Origin of the sequence: Cryptosporangium arvum DSM 44712 (genome assembly GCF_000585375.1) — a bacterium.
Classification (GTDB): Bacteria; Actinomycetota; Actinomycetes; order Mycobacteriales; family Cryptosporangiaceae; genus Cryptosporangium; species Cryptosporangium arvum.
Genome location: NZ_KK073874.1, coordinates 3,542,939 through 3,544,521, shown reverse-complemented (window position 1 = coordinate 3,544,521; position 1,583 = coordinate 3,542,939). Strand labels below are relative to the sequence as shown.

Annotated in this window: 1 protein-coding gene; it reads left to right on the top strand. The window is 69.7% G+C overall.

Features of this window, described 5'->3' with window-relative positions; translation table 11 throughout:
• The first annotated feature begins 180 nt into the window (after positions 1-180).
• Positions 181-1,554 (top strand): glycosyltransferase, encoded by a 1,374-nt coding sequence (locus tag CRYAR_RS16095; protein ID WP_035851734.1) that lies wholly within the window; start codon positions 181-183, stop codon positions 1,552-1,554.
• Positions 1,555-1,583 lie beyond the last annotated feature (29 nt).

Genomic DNA, 1,583 nt, shown 5'->3' with positions numbered 1-1,583 from the left:
GCGCGGCTCCTAGTGACCAGGTCGCGCCGATCTTCGACACGTCCGCGCACAGTCTGGGTAGCGGCCACCCCGAAAACCCCCAGAAACGGGCGCCGCTCTCCGGCGTGACTCTGGGGTTTTCCAGCACCTGTCCGTGCCAGCGTGGGGGCCGAGATCCCCGACCCGGCGAAGGGTGTTGAGATGGGCTCAGCCCGGCGACCGATCCTGTTCGTCAGCTATCCCGAGGCCGGCTTGATCAATCCGCTGTTCGTGCTGGCGGAGGAACTCTCCCGGCGCGGCGTGGACGATCTGTGGTTCGCCACCGACGACATCCGCGCCGACGACGTCGCCGCGCTGAAGGTGGAGACACCGGTCGAGTTCGCGTCGTTGGGCGACGTCGTCCCCGAGCTGTCGGCGCAGACGTGGGACGACGAGACCTACCGCAAGGTGACCCAGGGCTCCCGGTTCGGCGCGCACCGCGCTGTCGTCGAGAAGACGTTCGTCCCGCGGCTGCGCGTCGAGAAGTACCGGCGGCTGGAAGAGATCGTGCGGCGGGTGCGGCCCGCGCTGATCGTCGTCGAGAGCCTGTGTCAGTTCGGCCGCGAGGTCGCGATCACGCATGGCATCCCGTTTGTCGTGAGCACCCCGTTCCTGCCCAGCACGCTGCTCGCGCCGCACATCCCGTTCGTGAAGGGGCACGCGTCGCGGGGCTTTCCGGTGCCGCACTCGGGCCTGCCGTTCGTGATGACGCCGAAGCAGAGGGCCGTGAACCTGCTCTTCAAGTTCCGCAACGCCGCGATGGGTGTGTCGCCGGCGATCCGCGCGCGGGTCGCCGAGGACGCCGCGGTGCGCAAGGAGCTCGGAATCGCCGACGGCACCAGCGACATCATCGCTCGCGCGGAGATGGTGCTGTGCTACTCGATCCCGGAGCTGGACTATCCGCTGCGGATCCCGGAGAAGATGAAGATGGTCGGTACGGTCGTGCCGCCGCTCCCCCAGACCTCCGGCGACGACGACCTGTCGGCCTGGCTCGACGCGCACCCGTCGATCGTCTACCTGGCCTTCGGCACGATCACGCGGTTCACACCCGACGAGGTCCACGCGATGGTGGAGGTGGCCCACCGGCTCGACGGCCGTCACCACCTGCTGTGGAGGTTGCCGCCGGAGCAGCGCGAGTGGCTGCCGGAGGAGCTGCCGCCGAACCTGCGCGTCGAGAGCTGGTTACCGTCGCAACTGGACGTGCTGGCCCACCCGAACGTGCGGCTCTTCTTCACCCATGCCGGGAGCAACGGATTCCACGAGGGTGTCTACTTCGGCAAGCCGCAGGTTGCCCGGCCGCTCTGGGTGGACTGTTACGACGAGGCGATCCGCGGCCAGGATCTCGGCATCAGCCTGACCCTGGACCACCCCGACCGGGTCGACCCGGACGACGTCGTCGACAAGCTCACGCGCGTCCTGGACGACCTCGGCTTCCGCGACCGGGCGCAGCGGCTCGGTGCGCGGCTGCACGCGGCCGGTGGCCGCGCCACGGCCGCCGACCTCCTCCAGGCCCTGCCGCAACTGTCCACCCGCTGAGCACACGGAAGCGCCCGGCCCCGCGGGGC